The 19,012-nt window shown below is 70.7% G+C and carries 16 protein-coding genes; 5 read left to right on the plus strand and 11 right to left on the minus strand.

The window, feature by feature from the left end:
• Positions 1 to 99: 99 nt before the first annotated feature.
• Positions 100 to 1,023, minus strand: coding sequence for a carbohydrate kinase family protein (locus ACFYWM_RS12960; protein WP_389913110.1), 924 nt, complete (start codon positions 1,021 to 1,023; stop codon positions 100 to 102).
• Between the two features lie 80 nt (positions 1,024 to 1,103).
• On the opposite strand from ACFYWM_RS12960, the gene ACFYWM_RS12965 reads away from it, so the two are divergent.
• Positions 1,104 to 1,703, plus strand: a complete 600-nt coding sequence (locus ACFYWM_RS12965) for a TetR/AcrR family transcriptional regulator (protein ID WP_389913113.1) — start codon at positions 1,104 to 1,106, stop codon at positions 1,701 to 1,703.
• A gap of 29 nt (positions 1,704 to 1,732) precedes the next feature.
• Here ACFYWM_RS12965 and ACFYWM_RS12970 read toward each other — a convergent pair whose 3' ends face one another.
• Positions 1,733 to 2,521 (minus strand): serine/threonine-protein kinase, encoded by a 789-nt coding sequence (locus ACFYWM_RS12970; protein WP_389913115.1) that lies wholly within the window; start codon positions 2,519 to 2,521, stop codon positions 1,733 to 1,735.
• Between the two features lie 120 nt (positions 2,522 to 2,641).
• Here ACFYWM_RS12970 and ACFYWM_RS12975 point away from each other — a divergent pair, with 120 nt between their 5' ends.
• Entirely contained in the window at positions 2,642 to 4,696 is a 2,055-nt protein-coding gene (locus tag ACFYWM_RS12975; RefSeq protein ID WP_389913117.1) for a cation:proton antiporter, read from the plus strand.
• A gap of 209 nt (positions 4,697 to 4,905) precedes the next feature.
• On the opposite strand, the gene ACFYWM_RS12980 is transcribed toward ACFYWM_RS12975, so the two are convergent.
• The 4 genes from ACFYWM_RS12980 to ACFYWM_RS12995 all read right to left on the minus strand — a co-directional run bounded on the left by ACFYWM_RS12980 (position 4,906) and on the right by ACFYWM_RS12995 (position 9,604).
• Positions 4,906 to 6,372, minus strand: coding sequence for an FHA domain-containing protein (locus tag ACFYWM_RS12980; RefSeq protein ID WP_389913120.1), 1,467 nt, complete (start codon positions 6,370 to 6,372; stop codon positions 4,906 to 4,908).
• Complete coding sequence (locus ACFYWM_RS12985) at positions 6,369 to 6,803, minus strand: hypothetical protein (protein ID WP_389913123.1); 435 nt, start codon at positions 6,801 to 6,803, stop codon at positions 6,369 to 6,371. Before ACFYWM_RS12985 ends, ACFYWM_RS12980 begins: the two co-directional genes overlap by 4 nt.
• A gap of 12 nt (positions 6,804 to 6,815) precedes the next feature.
• Positions 6,816 to 8,351: a hypothetical protein gene (locus ACFYWM_RS12990; RefSeq protein ID WP_389913126.1), complete on the minus strand. Its 1,536-nt coding sequence runs from the start codon at positions 8,349 to 8,351 to the stop codon at positions 6,816 to 6,818.
• 164 nt (positions 8,352 to 8,515) lie between these two features.
• Positions 8,516 to 9,604 (minus strand): site-2 protease family protein, encoded by a 1,089-nt coding sequence (locus tag ACFYWM_RS12995; RefSeq protein WP_389913617.1) that lies wholly within the window; start codon positions 9,602 to 9,604, stop codon positions 8,516 to 8,518.
• A 169-nt stretch (positions 9,605 to 9,773) separates the two neighbouring features.
• On the opposite strand from ACFYWM_RS12995, the gene ACFYWM_RS13000 reads away from it, so the two are divergent.
• The 3 genes from ACFYWM_RS13000 to ACFYWM_RS13010 all read left to right on the plus strand — a co-directional run bounded on the left by ACFYWM_RS13000 (position 9,774) and on the right by ACFYWM_RS13010 (position 12,681).
• A complete protein-coding gene (locus ACFYWM_RS13000; protein ID WP_389913129.1) occupies positions 9,774 to 10,652 on the plus strand; it encodes a RecB family exonuclease in 879 nt (292 codons plus the stop codon).
• 125 nt (positions 10,653 to 10,777) lie between these two features.
• Positions 10,778 to 11,998: a sensor histidine kinase gene (locus ACFYWM_RS13005; RefSeq protein ID WP_389913132.1), complete on the plus strand. Its 1,221-nt coding sequence runs from the start codon at positions 10,778 to 10,780 to the stop codon at positions 11,996 to 11,998.
• Positions 11,998 to 12,681 carry a response regulator gene (locus ACFYWM_RS13010; protein WP_389913135.1) on the plus strand — a complete coding sequence of 228 codons (684 nt, stop codon included), beginning with the start codon at positions 11,998 to 12,000 and terminating at the stop codon, positions 12,679 to 12,681. The genes ACFYWM_RS13005 and ACFYWM_RS13010 overlap by 1 nt, the downstream gene beginning before the upstream one ends.
• A 54-nt stretch (positions 12,682 to 12,735) precedes the next feature.
• On the opposite strand, the gene ACFYWM_RS13015 is transcribed toward ACFYWM_RS13010, so the two are convergent.
• The 5 genes from ACFYWM_RS13015 to ACFYWM_RS13035 all read right to left on the minus strand — a co-directional run bounded on the left by ACFYWM_RS13015 (position 12,736) and on the right by ACFYWM_RS13035 (position 18,816).
• On the minus strand, positions 12,736 to 13,797 hold the full coding sequence (locus ACFYWM_RS13015) for an ABC transporter ATP-binding protein (RefSeq protein WP_389913138.1): 1,062 nt from the start codon (positions 13,795 to 13,797) through the stop codon (positions 12,736 to 12,738).
• Positions 13,798 to 13,831: 34 nt separating this feature from the next.
• Positions 13,832 to 14,875 carry an ABC transporter ATP-binding protein gene (locus tag ACFYWM_RS13020; RefSeq protein WP_389913141.1) on the minus strand — a complete coding sequence of 348 codons (1,044 nt, stop codon included), beginning with the start codon at positions 14,873 to 14,875 and terminating at the stop codon, positions 13,832 to 13,834.
• Complete coding sequence (locus tag ACFYWM_RS13025; RefSeq protein ID WP_389913143.1) at positions 14,872 to 15,885, minus strand: ABC transporter permease; 1,014 nt, start codon at positions 15,883 to 15,885, stop codon at positions 14,872 to 14,874. The genes ACFYWM_RS13020 and ACFYWM_RS13025 overlap by 4 nt, the downstream gene beginning before the upstream one ends.
• An 83-nt stretch (positions 15,886 to 15,968) precedes the next feature.
• Positions 15,969 to 17,747 carry an ABC transporter substrate-binding protein gene (locus tag ACFYWM_RS13030; protein WP_389913146.1) on the minus strand — a complete coding sequence of 593 codons (1,779 nt, stop codon included), beginning with the start codon at positions 17,745 to 17,747 and terminating at the stop codon, positions 15,969 to 15,971.
• A gap of 58 nt (positions 17,748 to 17,805) precedes the next feature.
• A complete protein-coding gene (locus ACFYWM_RS13035; protein WP_389913148.1) occupies positions 17,806 to 18,816 on the minus strand; it encodes an ABC transporter permease in 1,011 nt (336 codons plus the stop codon).
• Positions 18,817 to 19,012 lie beyond the last annotated feature (196 nt).

A 19,012-nucleotide genomic window follows, 5' to 3' on the forward strand; every position in this document is an offset into this window, starting at 1 on the left:
TTTCACGTCGGGGTTCACGTCCGGATGCGTTCCGGCGGCCGGGTGCCTCTCCGCCGCCCGCACGGACCCCGGAGAGGCGGGTCCGTACGGGCGGCGAGCTCACCTGTCGTCCCGGAGCTCCCGCGCCCCGTCGAGGCCCGCGTCCGAGCCGAGGCCCCCGGCGACGCGGGCGGCGAGCGCGGTGCCGAGCCGCGCGGCGCCCTCCACGTCGCGGCCGTCGACCAGCCCGGCGACGAACCCGGCGCAGTAGGCGTCGCCGCACCCGGTGGTGTCGACCACCGGCACGTCGAGGGCGGGGACGCGGGTGAGGCCCTTCGCGTCGGCGATCAGGCTCCCGTCGGCGCCGAGCGTGACCAGGACGGCCGAGGGCCCCTCAGGCATCAGGGCCAGCAGGGACAGCGCGGCCTCCTCCACCCCGGCGGCGCCGCTCATCAGCAGCGCCTGCTCCTCGTTGGGCAGGAGGTAGTCGACGTGCGGCAGGAAGCTGCGGACCCCCTGCATGAGGTCCGGCATGTTGGACAGCAGGTCCATGGTCACGATCGTGCCCGCCGCCCGCGCCTCGTCCAGCAGCGCGTAGAACGCGGGGTCGTACAGGCCCCAGGTGGCGTCCATGCCGCCCAGGTGCACGGCCCGCGCGCCGAGGACGGTCTCGCGGGCGACGTCGGCGGTGGACAGGCCCAGGTTGGCGCCGGGGACGTGGAAGGAGGGGCGCCCGCCGTCGGGACGGATCGGCAGGATGGAGGCGGCGGTCTGCTCCCCCGCCCTGCGGACGATCCCGCCCACCTCGACCCCGCGCCGCCTCATCATCATGAGGAGCAGGTCCCCGAGCTCGTCGTCGCCGATCGCTCCCACCGAGGCCACCGGGACGCCGAGCGCGGCCAGATCGACGGCGGTCGCGGCCGCGGCGCCCGCGGCGGTGACGCGGATCTGTTCCAGCAGGTGGGTGTCCTGCCCGGCGGGAATCGACTCCACCGGCCTGGCGAGCACGTCCACGATGTGCACGCCGAGGGTGACGACGGTCATAGCGGGTCCTCCTCGTGTCTTCAGCGGATAATAGACGGGCGACCGACTAAAATGTCAACGGATCCGTTCGGGGAGGGCAGATGCCGAAGATCGTCAATCACGGCGAGCGCCGCGAGGAGGTCGTCGAGGCCGCGCGCCGCGTCATCCTGCGCGAGGGGATCGAGGCCGCCACGACCAGGGCCATCGCCAGGGAGGCCGGTTACTCCAACGGGGTGCTGACCCACTACTTCGCCGACAAGGACGACATCATGCTGTCGGCGCTGCGCTCCTCGCACCGGCGCATCGTGGAGCGCCTGCGCGGCAAGCTGGCCGGTCTCACCGGGCTGGCCGCGCTGCGCGAGCTCCTCCTCGACAACCTCCCGCTGGACGAGGAGCGCGCCGGGGAGAGCGGGCTGGAGATCGGCTTCTGGAGCCGCAGCATGACCAGCCCGGCGATGCTGGAGGCACAGCGCGCCGAGGCCGAGGAACTGCGTTATCTGGTACGCAGCCTGCTCGGCGCGGCGGCCGGCGGCGGGGAGATCGCCACGGCCGACGATCTCGACGACGTCACGGAGCGGCTGCTCGCCCTCGTCGACGGGCTGAGCGCGCACCACCTGCTCTACCCGGACAGGCTCGACGCCGCACGCCTGGAGCGGATGCTCGACGCCGAGCTGGACCGCCTCCGCCCCACCGGCACGTAGACCCACGGGACGGAGGCGCGGCCAGACTCTCAGACCAGCAGTGCGTAGAGCCGGTCGGCCACTCCCCTGGCGGTGGGCCGCTTGGCCACGTCGCCGAGGCAGGACTGGACCAGGTCCGACAGCTCGGGCTCCAGGCCCGGGTCGATCGACGGCGGCGTGCTGTTCAGCTTGCGCAGGGTGAGCAGCGGGTCGTGGGTGGGCAGCTCACCGTAGAGCCCGTTGCCGCTCGCCGCCCAGTGCAGTGTCGCGCCCAGCGACCACACGTCCCCCGCGGGCGTCGGGGTCTCCCCCTGCAGCAGCGCGGGATCGGTGAACTCCACCGAACCGATGTCGCCCATCCCGGTCACCGTCGCGCCCGGCGTCAGCACCTGCGACAGGCCCAGGTCGGAGAGCTTGCCGCCGTCGTCGGTGAGCAGCACGTTGCCGGGACGGATGTCGCGGTGGACGATCCCCTCCTCGTGCAGCGCCTGCGCCGCGTGGGAGACGCAGGCGATCGCGCGCAGCGCCCGCTCGCGCGAGGGGGGCTCCGCGGGACGCGCCAGCGAGCCGCCCGGCAGGTACTCCATCGAGTAGTAGAACACCCCGCCCTGCTGCCCGGCGTCGTAGAGCCGCACCAGATAGGGCGAGCGCACAGCGGCGAACGCCTTCAGCTCCCTCGTCGCGCGGCGGAACGCGTCGCTCCCGGTGCCGCCCACCACCTTCACCGCGACCAGGTCCGCCTCGACGGGCAACCGCTCCGGCCTCTTCGCCAAGTAGAACTCGCCGTGGTTGCCCGCCCCCAGTGACCGGACGAACTCGTAATCGGCGATACCTTCCACCAACGGTCTCCCTCCATACCCGCATGACGTTCGCGACGACATTCCGCACACGGTAACGTCGCCCTCGATATTCTCGGGGCTTTTCTTCACATACGGAAAGCGTGCTGGCAAGTGCTCCATATGGACCTGCTTCTCCTCGACCTTGTCATCGTCCTCGCGGCCGCCCGGCTGTTCGGAGCACTCGCCAGGAAACTCGGCCAGCCACCGGTCATCGGCGAGATCGTGGCGGGCATCCTGCTGGGTCCCACCCTGCTGGGCCCCCTCATCGGCGACCAGCTGTTCGGTCCCGAGATGCGGCCCCCGCTGCAGGCCCTGGCCAACGTCGGCCTCGTGCTGTTCATGTTCGTCGTCGGTCTCGAGCTGGACCAGAAGCTGGTCAGGGGCAAGGGCCGGATCGCGGTGACCGTGGCGCTCGGTTCGACGGTCGTGCCGTTCGTCCTGGGCTGCGTGCTCGCGCTGGCCATCGCGGGCGAGCACGTGGCCGGCGACAGGACCCTGCCGTTCGTGCTGTTCATGGGCGCGGCGATGGCCGCCACCGCGTTCCCGGTGCTGGCCAGGATCCTCACCGACCGGGGGATGCAGCGCATCACGCTCGGCGGCCTCGCCCTGGCCTCGGCCGCCGTCATCGACGTGCTCGCCTGGACCGTCCTGGCGGTGGTCGTGGGCATCGCGGGGGCCGGAGAGGCCGAGGGGCAGTGGAAGGTCCTGCTCGCCCTGCCGTACGCGCTGGTGATGTTCCTGGTGGTCAAGCCGCTGCTGGCCCGCCTGGTGCCCGCGTACGAGAGGGCCGGGCGGCTGACGCCCGGACTGCTCTCGCTGGTGCTCATCGGCCTGATCGGGTCGGCCTGGGCCACCGAGTGGATGCACGTCCACTTCATCTTCGGGGCGTTCGTGTTCGGCACGGTGATGCCCCGCGAGGGGGCGGAGCGGCTCAACCACGAGATCCTGGAGCGGCTGGAGCAGCTCGCCGTGCTGCTGCTGTTGCCGATGTTCTTCGTGGTGGCGGGTCTCAACGTCAACCTGCGTGAACTCGACCTGTCCAGCCTCGGCACGCTCGCCGCGATCCTGGCCGTCGCGATCGGCGGCAAGGTGCTCGGCTCCTACGCCGCCGCCCGGACGCAGCGGCTGCCCGGACGGCAGGCCTGGACGCTGGCCGCCCTGCTCAACACGCGAGGGCTCACCGAGATCGTCATTCTCACCGTCGGCCTGCAGAAGGGCGTGCTCGACGACGAGCTGTACTCGCTGATGGTGGTCATGGCCCTGGTCACGACGGCGATGACCGGCCCGCTGGTGCGCAGGCTCTACCCCGACCGGCGGGTGGCCCGCGACGTCGCCGACGCCGAGCGCGCCGCCCTCGGGGTGACCGCCGCCCACCGGGTGCTGGTGATCGTGCCGGAACCTCCCGCCGAGCAGGCCCCGCTGGTCGGCCTGGCCACCACCCTGGCCCTTTCCAAAACTCCCTCCGAGGTGGTCCTGGGCCACCTGCGCCCCTACCCGGCGGGCCGCCTGGAGGTCGGCAGCGGCCTGTCCTCGGAGCTGGCCGAGCTGGCCGAGACCCTCCAGGAGCTGGAGACGCTGGCCGCCGCGGCCCGCGAGCGCGGCCCGGACACCAGGGTCGTGAGCCGGTTCAGCGCGGACGTGGCGGGCGAGCTGCCGGGGCTGGCCTCCGGAGCCCGTCCCGACCTGCTGGTGCTGCCCGCCGACGTCCCCGGCCACGCCGGCGTGCGCGACGGCGCCACCTGCCGCGTGGTGACCGTGGCCGTGCCCACGACCGTGCCCGCGGTCGTGCCCGCGGTCGTGCCCATGTCCGTGCCCCTCGCTGGATTCGAGTCCCCGTCCCCGCTCGACGGCTCCGGGCCGGTGGCGGTGCACCACGGCGCGGGGAGCGACGCGGCCGTCCACGTGGCGCTCGCCCTCGCGATGTCGTGGGGACGCCCCCTGGTCCTCGCCGGGGGAGGCCGGGCCCCGGCACTGGCCCAGCGGCTGGTCAGGCTCGGGGTGGAGGCGACCTCGGGTCCGGTCCCGGAAGGCGCGCTGGTCGTGGCCGCCGACACGGCGAACGCCCCGGAGGGCACCCACCTGCTGGTCCGCGCCGAGCAGGACGCCGACCCCGTCGACTGGAACGAGGCCGTCCCCGCCCTGCGCGCCCTCACCGCCCCTGTCGCGCGCCCCTGACCGTCCCGCCCGCCCTCACCACCCCGGCCGCACGGCCCCGACCGTCCGCCCCGCGTGCCTCCGGCACCCGGCCGCGCGGGGCCGTCCTGACCGTCCGCCCCGCCGGTCCGGCGGGCTCTGGACGTACACGGTCCCGGACGCACGCGGCCCCGGACGCACGCCGGGCGGCACGGCCGTGGCCGTACCGCCCGGAAGGCGAGAAGCGTCTCTCAGCGGTTGCGGTGCGACTCGTAGCGCATGGTGCGCGAGACGCCGATCCGCACGGTGGTGCCGGGCAGGATCGCGACCGGCTCGTTCGGCGGGATGTCGTAGAAGTTGGGGTCGCCGGGCGGCTGGATCTGGGTGCCGTTGACCGACCCCAGGTCGACCAGGTTGACGTCCCAGCCGTCCAGCGCCACCCGCAGGTGGCGCCGGGAGACCGAGCCGTCGGGGCTGGTGACCTTGGCCGCGCGCACCGAGCCGTCGGCCACCTCCGGGGCCCGCTCGGGGTCGCGGCCCACCAGGTAGTCGGTGTCGAGCCGCAGCGTCAGGCCGTCGTCCAGGAGCAGCACCCCCAGCGGCGGGCGCGGCCCCTTGTAGGGGACCAGGGTGCGCTGGACCAGCGCGATGCCGCAGACCGCGCAGTAGGGCACGCGGGGGTCGTTGAAGTGGTCGTTCTTGCAGTCGACCCCGTAGACCAGCGGCCGTGCCTCGGGCTCGGCCACGGGGCCGGAGGGGTCGTTGCCCGGCTGCGAGCCGCCGGGAGTCAGCAGTTCGTACTCGAACGGCTGGTCGCGCACGTCGATGGGGTCCCCGCCCATCCCGCTCGCCATCGCGGTGTCGATGTCCTCGTGGTGGACGACCGCCGGGGCGGGCCCGGTGGAGGGCCCGCCGGAATGACCGGGAGAAGGGTGGTTGGGAGAGGAGAGCGGACCCTGCGGCGCCGGCTCGGAGTGCCACCCCTGCGGCTGCGGCTCGTGCCGCGGCTCGGCCGGGGGGTAGGACTCGGCCGGTCCCATCGGGTAGGGCGCGGGCGGGGCGGGCTCCGGAGGGGCCGACCACTCGGGGGGCGCCGACCGCTCGGGCGGCGCGGGCATCGGGGTGGGCGCGGGGGTCGAGGGCTCCATCCGGGGCGCGGGCTGCTGGACCTGCGGGACGTGCTGCTGGGCGTGCTGTCCCCGGGGCTCGGCGGACTCCGTGCGCGACACGGCCCGCGGGGCGGCGCCCGCCTCGGTCAGGTCGCACCAGACCCCGCCCGCGACGATCACCCCGGCGTCCAGCCGGGACAGCGGGTGCGCGTCGCCGGCCTCGGGCAGGCGCAGCTCCACCCGGGTCACCGGGCCCGGGACCAACCGGTCGGACCAGGTGAGCGCGTCACGGCCGGCGAGCTGGATCTCACCGTTCGCGCCGGTCACCGACGCGAACGCCGGGCCGCTGACCAGGACTGCCACTCCCCCGCTGACGGGACCGGCGACGGCGCACGCCACCGGCTCGCCCATCATGACGGCGAGGATCTGGGCGACCCGGCGGGCCAGCGCCCGCCCGTCGCCGCCGGAGGCCGCGGTCTCCCGCATCGCCCCCAGCAGATCCTCGACGACGGCCTCGGCCGCGTCGCACACCAGCAGCAGGCCGCCCTCGTGGGCCACCAGCCCGTTGCCCGGAAGCGGACGCACCACCCCGAAGCCCTGGTCGGTCACAGAACTCTCCCTCCCCGGAAACGCCACCGGATGAACGGCACCCTCATGGGACCGTTCGTCACCAACCAGATGCTTACCCAGACGAGTGTGAAATGTGTCCAGAAGGCGGCCGGTGGGACCGGATCGATGAAATCAACTGCACCGGACCGTAGCAAAAAGTACAGCACAAGACCTTCGGGCACGAGTGTCAGCAGGCCGAACAGGGTCGGCCAGTCCTTCTCCCACCTGAACTGCATCAGGAAGTGGTATATCAGCTCCCAGACGACCCCCAGCACGGCCACCGCCACGATGACCAGGAGGCCGTTGACGTAGCGGCCGGAGAGGGACCCGGAGCCGGGGAGCAGCGGGACGATCAGCAGGGTGATGACCACGCCGACGGTGGCGAGCATGAACAGGCGCGTCTGAATACGGCCCAGCAGGGTCGGAACCACGGGAACTACTCCTTACACCGACGAGTTGCGGGCCCATTTGAACCACTGCGCGGTCGAGCGCAGCGGTCCCATCTTCTTGACGAATCCTCGCCGTGCCAGGTCGTCGGCTATCTCCTGGGCCGCGATCTGCAGGCCGAGGAAGGTGTCGACGCCGGGGAAGTAGCCGCCGAGCGTGGCCGACCCGGAGGCGTAGAGGGCGCCGTCGCCGCTGGCGGTCCCCTTTACCTCGAAGTGGCGCTCCACGTCCAGCCTGCCCACCGGGTTGCGGCCCGCCCCGCCGTGCTGGAGCAGGTCCGCGAAGATCCGGTGCTCGGCGATGTCGGCCTCCAGGCCCGTGCAGTCGATGATGTAGTCGGACACCGGCTCCCTGACGATGCCGTCGCCACTGCGCACGTAGCTGACGAGCCGCCCGTCCTGGCTCTCCTCCACCCGGTCGACGGTGCCCTGCACGGCGTGGTAGTAGCCGCCGCTGCGGCCCGCCCGCATCTGCTCCTGCCAGCGCCGCCTGAAGGGGGTGTTGGTGCCGCCCATCTGCTTGTACTTCTTCGCGCGGTCGGCCCCCTCCAGCTTGCGCATCTCCGCCTTGAGCTGGCCGCCCCACACCGACTTGGGGTAGTTGAAGCCCTGGTAGGCCCAGCCGTCGCCGCCCTTGCGGCGCGACCAGACGTGCGGGCCGTGCGAGCCGCTGACGAACGTGCGGAAGATGTGGATGATCTGGGTCTGCAGGTTGTACTTCTCCCGGTCGTCGAACAGACGCTGGAGCACCCGGGAGGCGACGATGCCGCCGCCGCGGATGACCACGGTGCCCGGCCGGGTCTTCAGGAACTCGTACACCTGCTCGTGCGGCTCGTAGGCGTTGACGACGTGCTGGTAGTCACCGTGCTTGGTACGGAACTCCTGCAGGTCGGGCAGGAACTTCAGGCCCGGGTAGCCGATCGCGACGTGCACGAAGCGCGAGCGGAAGATGATGCGCTTGGTCGGCGCCGCGCCGTCGGGCGGGGTGACCACGGTGAAGTAGCCGCCGCCCGCCCTGCGGCGGATCATCCGCACCTGGCCCTTGACCAGCATGTCCCAGTAGTTGATGCGCTTGGCCTCGCGTTCGAGGTTCTCGAAGACGGTGCCGGCGCGCGGGGTCCAGTAGTCGTTCAGGAGCGGCTCGGTGAGGATCTGCCACAGGTACGACGGCTTCTTCTCCTTCCACGCCTCCTCCAGGGCGTAGGAGGGGAATCCCCACAGGTTGTCCGGGCGGGAGGAGGAGTCGGAGCGGATCCGCTCGCCCCGGGGGATCTGCGAGCACCTGGTGAGGAACTCGTAGGTCTGCCACGGATGGTCGATGTTGGACACCACTCGCATCTGCGAGGTGGGAACGCCGTAGATCCTCAGGTAGTCGAGGGTCACGAAGGATCCCATGCCGCCGCCGACCGTGAGGAAGGGGATGTCGTACATGGGGATGCCCGCGGCCGCGACCATCTGGTCGGTCCATTCGGGGGCGCCGAGGAGATCCGGCGTCAGATCACCGGCCGGAGCCGGCGTGTGGGGGGGTGCCAATTGACGTCCCTTAAGCTACTTGACCAGCTCGTTCGCTGGCCAAAACCCTAGTCCTGGTGAGTGCCGAAGACGAGTGGGACGAACAGGCACGATCTTCTCCTGTCGCCCCGCCCCCGTCATCGGCGAGTATCCAGTGAGACGCCTGTAAACGACCTGTGGTTCGCTTAAACCCCGCTGAACACGCGGTTCACGTCCGAGGTCGCGAGCACGCCGAAGATCTCGCCGCCGCGCTCCACCAGGAGATACTCCCCCGCCGGGGACTCGCGCATGGCGTCGATCAGCGACTCCCCCTCCAGGTCGGCGGCGAGCACCAGCGACGGCTCCAGGCTGCGCGACAGCGAGCCCGCCGTCACCCAGGGGCGGCGGCTCTCCGGGGTGGCCTCCACCGCGACCTCGTTCACGATGCCCGTGGGGTGGCCCTCGTGGTCGACCACCACCATCGCCCCCGCCCGCGCCTCCGCGGCCCGGCGCAGGGCCTCGGCCAGCGGCACGTCGCCGGTCACCGCGATGGCCCGCCTGGCCAGAGCCCGGGCGTTGACCTCGGGGATGCGGGCCCGCACGCGGGCGCCGCGCAGCGCCTGGGTGGCGCCGAACCAGATGAAGGCGGCCAGCAGCACCGACCAGATGAGCATCAGGTCCGGCTCCTGCCCGGTCACCAGCGCCGACCAGACGGTGAACACCACCAGGCCGACGGCGAGCGCCCGGCCCGTCCAGGCCGCCGCGATCGTGCCGGTGACGGGCTTGCGGGTGATCTTCCAGACGCCCGCCCGCAGCATGCGCCCGCCGTCGAGGGGCAGCCCCGGCAGCAGGTTGAAGACCCCGACGATCAGGTTGGCGAGCCAGAGCTGCAGGACCAGGACGCCGACGATCGTGCCGGGGGGGATGACGTAGGAGGCGGCGAAGCCGAGCCCGGCCAGCCCGAGCGAGAGCAGCGGCCCGGCGAAGGCCACCATGAACTCCCTGCCGGGGGTCTCCGGCTCGCGCTCGATCTCCGAGACGCCGCCGAGCAGGTAGAGGGTGATGCGCCGCACCGGCAGGCCGTACATCCTGGCCACCACGCAGTGCGCCAGCTCGTGCAGGAGCACCGAGACGTACAGCAGCACCGCGAAGACGAACGCGACGAGGTACGTGAGCGGGACGCTCAGGTCGGGCAGCCAGGAGGCCACCACGCCCTGGAAGGAGTAGGTGATCAGCGCCGCCACGATGAACCAGGTCGGCGAGACGTAGATCGGGATGCCGAACGGGCGGCCCATCCGCAGCCCCGGACCGTCCTGGCGTGGGCTGTCGCTGCTCACCGCTGGCTCACCATTTCCTCGTCCCGTCCACCCTCAGGCCTCGATGGTACGCGCCATCGGGCCCGCGGCAGGCGCCGCGAGGGCACCTCCGGCGCAAACTGTCGTCACCGTGACCTACAGTGCGGTCATGTCACTGACCGAGCCCACGATCGTCGGAGCCCTGTCGCCGTCGCGCGCGGGTGACTTCATGACGTGCCCCCTGCTCTACCGTTTCCGGGTGGTCGACCGGCTCCCCGAGCCGCCGTCGCCGGCCGCGGTGCGCGGCACGATGGTCCACTCGGTGCTGGAGCGCCTGTACGACCTGCCGGCCCCGCAGCGCACGGTCTCCGCGGCCCAGGACCTGCTGGAGCCCCAGTGGCTCAGGCTCCTGGAGGAGGATCCGTCGTACGCCGGCATGTTCACCGGCGACGACGACCGCGCCGAGTGGCTGGCCCAGGCCCGCGAGATGCTGGGGCGTTACTTCACCCTCGAGGATCCCACCTGCCTGGAGCCCGCCGAGCGGGAGCTCTACGTGGAGGCGGTGCTCGGCAGCGGCCTGATGCTGCGGGGCTACATCGACCGGCTGGACGTGGCGCCCACCGGCGAGGTCCGGGTCGTCGACTACAAGACCGGCAGCGCCCCGGGGCCCGCCTTCGAGGCCAAGGCGCTGTTCCAGATGAAGTTCTACGCGCTGGTCCTGTGGCGGTTGCGCGGCTCGGTGCCCCGCATGCTCCAGCTGATGTATCTGGGGGGCGGCGGCGAGGTCCTGCGCTACGTCCCCGACGAGGCCGACCTGCTGGCCACCGAGCGCAAGGTCCAGGCCCTGTGGCAGGCCATCGAGCGGGCCCTGGAGACGGGCGAGTGGCGCTCCAGGCCCAGCAGGCTGTGCGGCTGGTGCAGTTACAAGGACCTGTGCCCGGAGTTCGGCGGCACTCCCCCGCCCGTCCCCGAGCGGCAGCCCGGCGACACCGTCCGCAGCAACCGGCGCCCGGCCAGGACGTCGAGGGCCGCCACCGACGAGCTGTAGCGCCCGTTCCGGGGCCCTCCCGACCCCGGCCCCCTCATCCCCCCGGGGCGGATCCTTCGCGGGGATGAGGGCGATATCCACCTCTGGCAGGGTGGCGCCGGGGGGAGGGCGCCTAAATTGATTGTGTGCGCAACACCATCGTCAGCCTTCGGACGTGGTTCCGCGGGCACCCGCTGATTCCTGACGCGATCTTCGGTGGAGCGCTGGCGGCCGCCTCGGTTCCCTTCGCCCACGCGGCCCACGTCCTCGGCGACCCCGGCCGCCTGAGGGCGCCCGACGCGGTGGGACTCGGCCTGATCGTGGCGGGCTGCCTGTCGGTGACGCTGCGCCGGCACCGGCCGTTCCTGATGCTCTTCCTGGTCTGCCTGGCCGAGGTCGCGCTCGCCTCCACGGGACGCGACCCCTCCCTGCTCTGGCTCGTCACCCTGGTGCTGGTCTACACGATCGCCGCCGGGCGCGGCCTGGCGCTCAGCCTGTGCGCCCCGGCGCTGGCCTTCACCGGTCACGTCCTGTCGTCGTCGGCGGCCGGCGGGGCCGGCGGGTGGAGCGGCGGGTGGAGCGATCACCTGCTGATGGCCGTGTTCACCGCCTCCCTGTGGATCGCCGGCCGGAGCGTGCGGTTGCGCCGGGCCTACCAGGGAGAGCTGCGCGACCGGGCGCGGCGCGTGGAGCGCGCCCGGGAGGCCGACACCCGGGCCGCCAGGGCCGAGGAGCGCTCCCGCATCGCCCGCGAGCTGCACGACGTGATCGCCCACCACGTGAGCGTGATGACCGTCCAGGCCGCCGCGGCCCGGCGGGTGCTGGCCAGCAACCCCGACGGGGCCAGGGAGGCCCTGTCGGCGATCGAGGAGCTCGGCCGGACCGCGATGGCGGAGATGCGCGGCATGGTGGGCGTGCTCAGGACCGACGGGACACCCGCCGAGCGCAACCCGCAGCCGGGGGTGCGCGAGATCCCGGCCCTGGTCGACCAGATGCGCGAGGCGGGGCTGCGGACGCAGCTGTGGATCGAGGACGAGCGGGAAGGCACATCGACGAAGGAGACGCCTCCCGGTGTCGACCTGGCCGCGTACAGGCTGGTCCAGGAGGCCCTGACCAACAGCCTGCGGCACGCGGGGCCGCGGGCGCGGGCCTGGGTGACCGTGCGGCACGAACCGGGCGAGCTGGCCGTACAGGTCGAGGACGACGGTCTCGGCCCCGGGGCGCGCGACCCGGGAGAGGAGGTGACCGGGCACGGACTGGCGGGCATCCGCGAACGTGTCGCCCTCTATGGTGGACTTCTGAGGATCGGCCCGCGTCCCGGGGGCGGATTCGAGGTCAATGCCCGGTTCCCCCTCAAGGACACGTGATGACGATCAGAGTGCTGCTGGTGGACGACCAGCCGCTGCTGCGCACGGGTTTCCGCCTGATCCTGGAGGCCGAGCCCGATCTGACGGTGGTCGGCGAGGCGGGCGACGGCAAGGCCGCGCAGGACCAGTCGCGGGCGCTGCTGCCCGACGTGGTGCTGATGGACATCCGGATGCCCGGGGTGGACGGCATCGAGGCGACCCGCAGGATCGTGCGGGAGGCCACCGCGGGCGCGCACGTGCCCCGGGTGCTGGTGCTGACGACCTTCGACCTCGACGAGTACATCGTGGAGGCGCTGCGCGCCGGGGCGAGCGGGTTCCTGCTGAAGGACGTGCCGCCCGAGGAGCTGGTGCAGGCCATCCGGGTGGTCGCGGCGGGCGACGCCATCGTCGCGCCGAGCGTCACCAGGCGGCTGCTGGACAAGTTCGGCGCGCACCTGCCCTCGGCGCACCAGCAGTCGACCCCCGCGCGCCTGGACCGGCTGACCGAGCGCGAGCTGGAGGTGCTCCGGCTGATCGCCAAGGGCATGTCCAACGCGGAGATCGCCGCCGAGCTGGTGGTGAGCGAGACGACGGTCAAGACACACGTCGGCAACGTGCTCACCAAACTGGGGCTGCGCGACCGCGTCCAGGCCGTCGTCCTGGCGTACGAGACCGGCCTGATCACGCCGGGCGCGCTTCCCTGACCCACCGCACACCACCGCCCGCACGGATGGTCCGTACGGGCGGGATGGGAGCGGTCAGGCGGAGGCGGGCCGCGCGGCCTTCGCGGGGGCGTTCTCCGGGAAGTGGCAGGCGACCTGGTGGCCGGGTGCCAGCGTCTCCAGCGGCGGCTCCACCGTCTTGCAGATCTCCTGGGCCTTCCAGCACCGGGTGTGGAAGCGGCAGGCCGGCGGCGGGTTGAGCGGGCTGGGCACGTCGCCCTGGAGGCGGATGCGCTCGCGGTCCTTGCGCCGGGCCGGGTCGGGGACGGGCACCGCCGACATCAGCGCGGTGGTGTACGGGTGCATGGGCGACTCGTACAGCCCCTTGCGGTCGGCCAGCTCGACGATCTTGCCGAGATACATGACCGCGACCCGGTCGCTGATGTGCCGGATGACCGACAGGTCGTGCGCGACGATGACGTAGGTCAGGTCGAGCTCGTTCTGCAGGTCCTCCAGGAGGTTGACCACCTGGGCCTGGATCGACACGTCCAGCGCGGAGACCGGCTCGTCGGCGATGATCAGCTTGGGCTTGAGCGCGAGCGTGCGGGCGATGCCGATGCGCTGGCGCTGGCCGCCGGAGAACTCGTGCGGGTAGCGGTTGTAGTGCTCGGGGTTGAGCCCGACCAGCTCCAGGATCTCCTGGACCGCCTTCTTGGTGCCCTGCTCGGTCTCGATCCCCTGGATGCGGTACGGGGCGCCGACGATGGCGCCGACCGTGTGCCGGGGGTTGAGCGACGAGTAGGGGTCCTGGAAGATCATCTGCATGTCGCGGCGGAGCGGGCGGATCTTGGCCTGGGACATGTGGGTGATGTCGTGGCCCTCGAAGACGATCTTGCCGTCGGTGGGCTCCAGCAGGCGGGTGATCAGCCGTCCCGTGGTGCTCTTGCCGCAGCCCGACTCGCCGACCAGGCCGAGCGTCTCGCCCTTGCGGACGTCGAAGCTGATCCCGTCGACCGCCTTGACCGCGCCGACCTGCCTGCGCAGCAGGCCCTTGGTCACCGGGAAGTGCTTCTGCAGGCCCTGTACGGACAGCAGCGCCTCGGAGTCGGACCCCCCGGCCGCGCCGCTCCTGTCGTCAACGACGTTGACCGAGGTCACGCGTCCTCCCTAATCCAGTGACCGGCTCGCCGGCTCACGTGCTCTCCATCATCGGCTTGATCTCGTTCTCCCAGATGGACCGCCGTTCCGCGCGGGGCATGTGGCAGCGGACCAGGTGGCCGCCGTCGGTCTCCAGCAGCTGCGGCACCTCCGAGGTGGCCTTGCCCTCGGTGCGGCCGGCGAAGGCGCAGCGGGGGTTGAAGGCGCAGCCGGACGGCACGTTGATCAGCGAGGGCGGGGAGCCCTTGATCGGGAGCAGCCGCTCGGTGGGCTCGCGGTCCAGGCGGGGCATCGATCCCAGCAAACCCCACGTGTAGGGGTGCTCGGGCCGGTAGAAGGTGTCCTCGGCCGTGCCGTACTCGACGCACTTGCCGCCGTACATCACCAGGATGTCGTCCGACAGCTCGGCGACCACGCCGAGGTCGTGGGTGATGACGATCAGCGCGGAGTTGAACTCGCTCTGCAGGTCGCGCATCAGGTCGAGGATCTGCGCCTGGACGGTCACGTCGAGGGCCGTGGTGGGCTCGTCGGCGATGAGCAGCTCGGGGTCGCAGGAGAGCGCCATCGCGATCATCGCGCGCTGGCGCATGCCGCCGGAGAAGTGGTGGGGGTAGTCGTCGACCCGCTTGTCGGGCTGCGGGATCCCCACCCGGCCGAGCATGTCGATCGCGTGCTTGCGGGCGACGGCCTTGCTGACCTGGTTGTGGATCCGGTACGCCTCGACGATCTGGGCGCCCACGGTGTAGTACGGGTGCATGGCGGACAGCGGATCCTGGAAGATCATCGACATCTTCTTGCCGCGCAGGGTCCGCACGTGGTCGGCGCTCGCGCTGACGAGCTCCTCGCCGTCCAGCCAGATCTCACCGGAGATCTTGGCGCGCCCGCCCTTGTGCAGGCCCAGGATGCCGAGGCTGGTCACGCTCTTGCCCGAGCCCGACTCGCCCACGATGCCCAGGGTCTTGCCCCGTTCGAGCTTGAACGACAGGCCGTCGACGGACTTGACCAGGCCGTCCTCGGTCGGGAAGTGGATGCGCAGGTCGCGCAGTTCCAGGAAGGACTCCGGTGCGGGAGTCGTCATGAGAGCCTCACCCTCGGGTCGACCACCGCGTACAGGATGTCCACGATGAAGTTGGCCACGACGATGAAGATCGCCGCGAACAGGGTCACGCCCAGGACGACCGGCAGGTCGTTGCTCCGGATCGCGTCGATGACCAGCTTGCCGATGCCGGGGATGGAGAAGGTGCTCTCGGTGAGCACCGCGCCGCCCAGCAGCAGACCGAGGTCCAGGCCGAAGATGGTGAGGATCGGGGTCAGCGTGGCGCGCAGGGCGTGCTTGGTCACGACCGTCCGCTCCCTGAGACCCTTGGCGCGGGCCGTGCGGATGTAGTCCTCACCCATGGTCTCCAGCATGCCCGCCCGGGTGAGCCGGGCGTACAGGGCGGCGTACAGGAGCGCCAGGGTGACCCAGGGCAGGACGAGCGCCTGGAACCACATGACCGGGTTCTCGGTGAACGCCGTGTAGCTGCCGCCACCGGGGAAGATCCCTAATGTGTACGCGAACAGCGACAGCGACACCAGGCCGGTGAAGTAGATGGGGAGCGACACTCCGGCCAGCGCGACCGTCATCGCCGTCCGGTCGAGCGCGCTGCCGCGTCTCAGCGCGGATATGACGCCCACGCTGACGCCGACGACGACCCAGGTGATCGCGGCGCCCAGGGCGAGGGAGATCGTCGCGGGTAACCGGTCGAGCAGCGTCGGCCAGACCGGCTGGTTGTTGTTGAAGGAGAAGCCAAAGCACGGTGCCGGGCACTCGGCCTTGCGCGGGCCGAGCGAGTAGTCCTGGCCGGCGACGATGCCCTGCGCGAACCGGCCGTACTGCACCAGGAGCGGGTCGTCCAGGTGCAGCCGCTTGACGGCTCCCTGGATCGCCTCAGGGGTGGCGTCTCGCCCGACGTAGCGTGACGCCATGCCCTCGGGGGTCTGTCCCAGGGCGCGCGGGATGAGAAAGAAGATCGCGAAGGTGGCCATGCTGACGATGGCGAGCATCAGCACGGCGGCGATCACGCGGCGGACGATGAAAGCGACCACGATCGTTCGGCCCCGAAGTGCCCGGGAGGATCGCTCCCGGGCACCGTCAGGCCTTCACCTGCCTTTGGCTAACTAGGGAAGGGCTACTGCTGGACGCCGAGCCACGTGTAGTCGTACATGCCGTAGGCCGGGTGCACGTACACGTTGGTCAGGGTCGACGGGCGGAAGATCAGGGTCTTCTCGTAGACGAAGGACATGAAGGCGGCAGACTCCATGACCTTCTGGTCGACCTGGGCCCAGATCTCGTTACGGGCGGCGGCGTCGGTGGTCTGGATGCCCTTGTCCAGGAGGTCGTTCACCGACTTGTCGTTGAGCTCCATCATGTTGTAGTTGCCGGAGTCCTTGATGAAGCGACCGTCGACGATCTGCGACAGGAACCCGAAGCCGGACGGCCAGTCGGAACCCCAACCGGCGATCATGATGCCCAGCTTGTTGGCGTGCACGAACTCCGGCTTGCCGGCGTACTGCGCGCTCCAGTCACCCGAGGGGTACTTCTTGATGGTGGCCTTGATGCCGACCCGGTCGAGGGAGGCCTGGAGGGCCTCGGCGACCTGGACCTCCTTGGTGCGGTCACCGCGGACCGCGATGTTGGTCTCGAAGCCGTTCGGCTGGCCGCAGGCCGCCAGGTGCTCCTTGGCCTTGTTCAGGTCGCCCTTGTGGTCGGCGCCGTTGGGGTACAGGTCGAACTGCTTGTAGCCGACCGTGGTCGGGGTCATCGCGGTGGTGCCGATCTCGCCGCCGAGCGGGCCGCCCCAGGGAGCCTGGGTGGCGGTCTTGTCGGTGGCGTACTGCACGGCCTTGCGGCAGTCGATGTTGTCGAACGGCTTCACCGCGGTCGACATCATCGCGTAGCGGTTGAACGGCGTGAAGGGGTTGTCCGTGGAGTCCTTCAGCTTGGCGTCCGCGACGATCTGGGCGCGGGCCGCCGGCTGCACGCCGGTGCCGCCGAGGTCGACGTGGACCTGGCCGCTGATGAGGCGCTTGTCGATGTCCTCGGCGTTCTGCTTCAGCTGGACCTCGATGCGGTCGGGCAGCTGCTTGCGGGTGGTGTCGGTGGCCGGGTCCCAGTTCTCGTTCTTGACGAGGTTGAACTGCTTGCCGACCTCGTAGCTCTCGATCTTGTAGGGGCCGGTCGAGGCGACGGTCTTCTCGTAGTCGACGCCGGTGTCCTTGGCCTGCGGCACCGGGGCGGACTGCGGGTTGGCGACGAGGAAGTCGAACTCCGCGAACGGCGCCTTCAGCTTGAAGACGACGGTGTAGTCGTCGGGGGTCTCGATGCCCTTGAAGTCGTCGAGGTTCTTGTCCTTGTAGGGACCCTTGTAGTCACCGGCGTCGAGGTACTGGGCGAAGTACTTCGGACCGTCGGTGAGCTCCTCGGTGAAGTTGCTGCGGGCGATGGCGTACTTGACGTCCGCGGCCTTGACCTCGGTGCCGTCGTCGTACTTGATGCCCTTCTTGATCTTGTACGTCCAGGAGAGGCCGTCCTCGGCCATCTCGCCGGGGCCCTCGGCCAGGTCCGGGACCAGCTTCAGGCCGGCGTCGCCGGGCTCGGCGGCGTAGGTCATCAGCGGGCGGGCGTACAGCCTGGTGAAGTTCCAGTTGAACGCGTAGTACGTGTTGCCCGGGTCCATCGAGTCGGGCTCGTCGGAGTAGGCGAACTTGAGGGTTCCGCCCTTGGCGTCGGAGGGGTTGACGACCTTGGTGTAGCCGTCGTTGTGCTTGGCCGCGGCGGCCGCGGCGCCGGTCCCCTGGCTGCCTGAGGACGTGTTGCCACCGCCACCGGCTGTTCCGCCACAGGCGGCCAGTCCCATGGACAGCGCGGTACCCAGCGCGGCGAGCGCCAGTACGTTGATCTTCCTCATCGTGGTGGTATACCCCTTGTCATGAGTGACGGTGATATAGAGGACGGTCGCTTGTTCGCTACCGGGCTCGCGGGTCGAGGGCGTCCCGGAGCCCGTCGCCCAGCAGGTTGAACGCCATAACGGTGATGAAGATCGCTAGGCCCGGGACGATCATGAAGTGCGGGGCGGTCTGGTAGTAGTCGACCGCCCTGGTGAGCATGCCGCCCCAGGAGGCCTGGGGCTCGTTCACGCCGACACCGAGGAACGACAGAGCCGCCTCGAACAGGATGTTCGTGGGGATGAGCAGGGTGGCGTAGACGAGGATCGGTGCCACGAGGTTGGGGAACATCTCACGGAAGATGATGTAGCTGTTGCCCGCGCCCAGGGAGCGTGCCGCGTCGACGAACTCGCGCTCGCGCAGCGACAGTGTCTGGCCGCGCACGATCCGCGCGATGTACGGCCAGTTGAAGAAGCCGATGATGAAGACGATCACCGCGATCCGCAGGCCGTTGCCCTGCAGCCCGAGGGCCTGGTCGGGGACGGCGCCGACGATGGCGATCGCGAACAGCAGCAGGGGGAAGGCGAGGAAGACGTCCATCGCCCGGCTGATGAGGGTGTCGACCCAGCCGCCGAAGAAGCCCGCGAGCACGCCCAGCAGCGAGCCGAGCACCACCGAGACCAGCGTGGCCAGGAAGGCGACCAGCAGCGAGATCTGGGCGCCGGAGAGGATGCGGGCGAAGATGTCGCGGCCGTTGACCGGCTCCAGCCCGAGCGGGTGCTCCAGGCTGATCCCGCCCCAGGCGCCCAGCGGGGCGCTCGTCATGGGGTCGATGAGGTCGTTGTTGGGAATGTTCGGGGAGTCGCCGAACAGCGCGATGAGCCCGCCGAACGGACGCTCCGCGAAGATCGCGACTAACGTCAGGAAGACCACGACGAAAGCGCCGATGATTGCAGCCTTATCGCGCTTCAGGCGCAGCCAAGCGATCTGGCCGAGAGAACGGCCCTCGATGGCTTTTCCGCCCACCCCTTCGAGAACAGCCTCCGGCTGGGCCTCCATGGCCGTGCCGGGGACGTCGAGCGGTGCGGTCATACAGTGGCCCCCTGGATCCCAGACGACGTTGTCCGTCAACGCGTCCCCCGGGTCGGGGCAGCGCGCCGTAAGTCTACGGGCCGTTATTAGTGGTCCCGTGCGCAGAATCTATGGGCTGAACTGCGCTGACCAGTCCTCTGAGGCGCTATGTGGCTCAACTGTGATTCACGTGAAATTCATTCGTTTTGATCTTGAA

It is taken from the genome of Streptosporangium sp. NPDC002721, from assembly GCF_042888905.1.
GTDB lineage: Bacteria > Actinomycetota > Actinomycetes > Streptosporangiales > Streptosporangiaceae > Streptosporangium.

Bases quoted from the DNA above. Each gene is read 5' to 3' on its own strand.
- ACFYWM_RS13010 (WP_389913135.1), top strand. From the start codon at position 11,998: ATGACGATCAGAGTGCTGCTGGTGGACGACCAGCCGCTGCTGCGCACG.
- ACFYWM_RS12960 (WP_389913110.1), bottom strand. From the start codon at position 1,023: ATGACCGTCGTCACCCTCGGCGTGCACATCGTGGACGTGCTCGCCAGG.
- ACFYWM_RS13035 (WP_389913148.1), bottom strand. From the start codon at position 18,816: ATGACCGCACCGCTCGACGTCCCCGGCACGGCCATGGAGGCCCAGCCG.
- ACFYWM_RS12965 (WP_389913113.1), top strand. From the start codon at position 1,104: ATGCCGAAGATCGTCAATCACGGCGAGCGCCGCGAGGAGGTCGTCGAG.
- ACFYWM_RS13020 (WP_389913141.1), bottom strand. From the start codon at position 14,875: ATGACGACTCCCGCACCGGAGTCCTTCCTGGAACTGCGCGACCTGCGC.
- ACFYWM_RS12975 (WP_389913117.1), top strand. From the start codon at position 2,642: ATGGACCTGCTTCTCCTCGACCTTGTCATCGTCCTCGCGGCCGCCCGG.
- ACFYWM_RS13030 (WP_389913146.1), bottom strand. From the start codon at position 17,747: ATGAGGAAGATCAACGTACTGGCGCTCGCCGCGCTGGGTACCGCGCTG.
- ACFYWM_RS12995 (WP_389913617.1), bottom strand. From the start codon at position 9,604: ATGGGCCGCCCGTTCGGCATCCCGATCTACGTCTCGCCGACCTGGTTC.
- ACFYWM_RS13000 (WP_389913129.1), top strand. From the start codon at position 9,774: ATGTCACTGACCGAGCCCACGATCGTCGGAGCCCTGTCGCCGTCGCGC.